Annotated in this window: 5 protein-coding genes; all 5 read left to right on the top strand. The window is 66.9% G+C overall.

Going from position 1 to position 2,802, the window contains the following annotated elements:
* The first annotated feature begins 359 nt into the window (after positions 1-359).
* The 5 genes from AC6RA4_RS24675 (at position 360) to AC6RA4_RS24655 (ending at position 2,538) form a co-directional block, all read left to right on the top strand.
* On the top strand, positions 360-737 hold the full coding sequence (locus AC6RA4_RS24675; protein ID WP_500164838.1) for an EF-hand domain-containing protein: 378 nt from the start codon (positions 360-362) through the stop codon (positions 735-737).
* A gap of 83 nt (positions 738-820) precedes the next feature.
* Positions 821-1,120 (top strand): hypothetical protein, encoded by a 300-nt coding sequence (locus AC6RA4_RS24670; RefSeq protein WP_500164836.1) that lies wholly within the window; start codon positions 821-823, stop codon positions 1,118-1,120.
* 160 nt (positions 1,121-1,280) lie between these two features.
* Entirely contained in the window at positions 1,281-1,814 is a 534-nt protein-coding gene (locus tag AC6RA4_RS24665) for an RNA polymerase sigma factor (protein ID WP_500164834.1), read from the top strand.
* Positions 1,811-2,143, top strand: coding sequence for a hypothetical protein (locus tag AC6RA4_RS24660; RefSeq protein ID WP_500164832.1), 333 nt, complete (start codon positions 1,811-1,813; stop codon positions 2,141-2,143). The genes AC6RA4_RS24665 and AC6RA4_RS24660 overlap by 4 nt, the downstream gene beginning before the upstream one ends.
* Entirely contained in the window at positions 2,143-2,538 is a 396-nt protein-coding gene (locus tag AC6RA4_RS24655) for a hypothetical protein (protein WP_500164830.1), read from the top strand. The genes AC6RA4_RS24660 and AC6RA4_RS24655 overlap by 1 nt, the downstream gene beginning before the upstream one ends.
* Positions 2,539-2,802: the final 264 nt, after the last annotated feature.

The following is a 2,802-nucleotide window of genomic DNA, read 5'->3' as shown; positions in this document are numbered from 1 at the left end:
AGTTCTACATGTGCGGCCCGCCGATCATGAACCAGTCGGTGATCAACATGCTGCTCGATCTGGGCGTTGATCGCGAAGACATCATGCTCGACGATTTCGGCGGCTGACGCGCAAACACTTCGACGACCTGAGAAAAGGGGGGCTTCGGCCCCCCTTTTTGCTGAGCTCATGAACTCTGGGTTGCGCAGCAAAGCCCCGCTCGACCACCTCTGAGAGGCCCGCGTTTTTCTGCCTGCCCCACGCTGCCGCGCCGGGCCCGATCCGGAGCGGCAAAAAAGCTTCAAGAAAATCGCCCGGCCTGCGTAGGAGCCGCGATTGCCGCGCGTATCCCTTGTATCGACACCTTCAAGGAGACCTCGATGCGCCCGCTCTTTCTCGCGCTTTGCCTGACCGGCCTCTCGGCCCCGGCCTTCGCGCAATCCGACCTGCTGGCAACCTACGACACCAACGGCGACGGTGCCCTGTCGCTGGCCGAGTTCCAAGCCACCCAGCGCGACATGTTCCGTCATGCCGATGCGAATGGCGACGGCGTTCTCACCGCGGCCGAGTTGAAGCCCCTCGTGCCGAACTCCTCGCGGGTTCTGCGCCGCGACGGCAACGGCGACGGCGCGCTGAGCGTCGAGGAATTCCAGTCAGAAGCCGCCGGGTTCCGCCGCGCCGACCGCAATCGCGATGGCGTGTTGGGACCGAAGGAACTGTCCCGCCTGCAAACCCTCTTCGCCCGCGCCCGGGGCTGATCTCCGGCGCGTCCTTTTCCCGGTCCCTTCTGCTGGCGATGGCAGGCGGACCACCTCCCCTTTCAAAACCAAGGACCATTGCAATGATCTCTTCCAAGCTTGTCTCCCCGCTTCTGATGTCGCTGCTGCTCGCGGCGCCGGTCGCCGCACAGAACGTCACCGTCACCACCGGCAACGGCGGCACCGTGGCGAAGACCCGCGACTGCCTCCGCGGCAACGGTGCCGCGAACTGCGAAACCAACACCACAGCCACGACGGCTGGCGGGCAAAGCGCCAGCAAGTCGCGTCTGCGCACCACCGACGCCGGCGGCACCACGACCACCGTGAGCGGTACCGGCCCCAATGGCCAGACCGGCGGGCTGACCCGCAAGATCAGCCGCTGAGCGCGGCGTGGGCAGCGGGCGGCGCAAGGATGCGGAAACCGACCTCAGCTGCTGAAGACCCGTTGCTGGCCCTTGGGGCCGGCAACACACTGGATCGGGCCCCCATGCGACACAGGTTTCGACACCGATGCCCCCAAGCAAAGCCGAGGCAGAGGAGGTGATGCTGGCGCTCGCAAAAGGCGACCGCGCCGCGCTGGCGCGTCTGATCGCGCTCTTTGGCCCCGGCGTCCGGCGCTATGCCACGCAGGCCCTTGCGGTTGGCTCCGACGCGGAAGACGTCGTGCAGGAGGTCTTCCTGCGGGCCTGGCGGAAGGCGGCCAGCTACGATCCGGCCAAGGGGGCGGTTTCGACATGGCTCTACCGGATCGCGGTCAACCTTTGCATCGACCACAATCGCCGCAGCGGTTTTCGCAGGTTCGTCGGCCTCGAGACGATGGAAGAGCCGCAAGACGACCGACCCAACGCGGAGAGCGGGATCGCCGCCAGACAGGAGCTCGCCACGGCACGTGCTGCGATTGCCGGCCTGCCGGAGCGCCAGCGCCGCGCGCTGCTCCTGAGGATCGGCGCCGAGCTGAGCATCCCCGAGATCGCCGTGACCCTGCGCACCAGCGAGGGCGCCGTCGAGCAATTGCTGGTCCGAGCCCGGTCCCGGCTACGAGAGAGACTTAAGGAAGAGGAAGAGGAAACACGATGACGCGGAAAGAAGGGTCGCAAAGCACAAGCGCTCCGAACGGGGACGCAGAGCTCGACGCCCTGCTCGCGGAGGCCCTGCACCGCCCCGGCGACGAGGATATTGCGCTGTTATCGCGGGCTGTATTGAGCCGGCTGGCGGAGGACAGCGGCACCGGCTCTGCGCCGCGCGGCGAGGTCCTGTCGGAGCCGTTGCCGTGGGTCACAGGCTTCGGCCTGCTCCTCCTGCTCCTGGGCGGGCTCGGCTATGCCCTCGCCCCCTCCGTGGGCGGGACCTCCGGGGCGAGCCTGTCCGATCTGGTCGGTTTCCTCGTGCTCATCGGGGTTCTGTGATGGTCCGGCACCTGCACAAGGGACGTCTCGCCCTGGTCACGCTCCTGGTCCTCTCTCTTGCCCTGAACGCGCTGGTTATCGGCGCGGGCATCCGGCTCTCGCTGCTGCGCTCGGAGCTGCTTGGGGACGTTGCCTATTCGCTTGCCGATAGCCGGGAGATCCGCCGCGTCCAGAACGCGGCGCTGCGGGCACATCGGGACGAGATCCTTCCGGCCCTGCAGGCCCTGTTGGCCGCTCGTCTCGAGACCGTCGAGACCGCCAGCGCCGCACCGTTCGACCGTCCGGCCACCCTCGCAAAGATGGCGGCGGCACGCGCGCGGGCGGATGACCTGCTGGACATCGTGCAGGCGGCCCTTCTGGAGGGTTTCGAGAACAACGCGAAGCGCACCGATTGAGCGAGGGCTGCCTTGATACGGCTGGAGGGTTCGGTGAGGGCTTTGGCGACCGCTGGCTCTCGAGCGCCGGCCGGACGGAGGCCTTTGCGGGTCACTGACCTGCTCTCGCTGCCGATGCCGCTCGGGCGTTGTACGTGGAGCTTCTGGCGCCATTCAAACGCAAACGCCGCCCTTGAGGGCGGCGTACAAGCCTATGGAAGTGCCTGAAGAACTGGTTGCGGGAGTAGGATTTGAACCTACGACCTTCAGGTTATGAGCCTGACG

It is taken from the genome of Salipiger sp., from assembly GCF_059781815.1.
Note: the sequence above shows the minus strand (reverse complement) of the source record. Positions and strands in the feature narration are given on the sequence as shown.

Coding starts and splice junctions, on each gene's coding strand:
- AC6RA4_RS24675 (WP_500164838.1), top strand. CDS start 360: ATGCGCCCGCTCTTTCTCGCGCTTTGCCTGACCGGCCTCTCGGCCCCG.
- AC6RA4_RS24660 (WP_500164832.1), top strand. CDS start 1,811: ATGACGCGGAAAGAAGGGTCGCAAAGCACAAGCGCTCCGAACGGGGAC.
- AC6RA4_RS24665 (WP_500164834.1), top strand. CDS start 1,281: ATGCTGGCGCTCGCAAAAGGCGACCGCGCCGCGCTGGCGCGTCTGATC.
- AC6RA4_RS24670 (WP_500164836.1), top strand. CDS start 821: ATGATCTCTTCCAAGCTTGTCTCCCCGCTTCTGATGTCGCTGCTGCTC.
- AC6RA4_RS24655 (WP_500164830.1), top strand. CDS start 2,143: ATGGTCCGGCACCTGCACAAGGGACGTCTCGCCCTGGTCACGCTCCTG.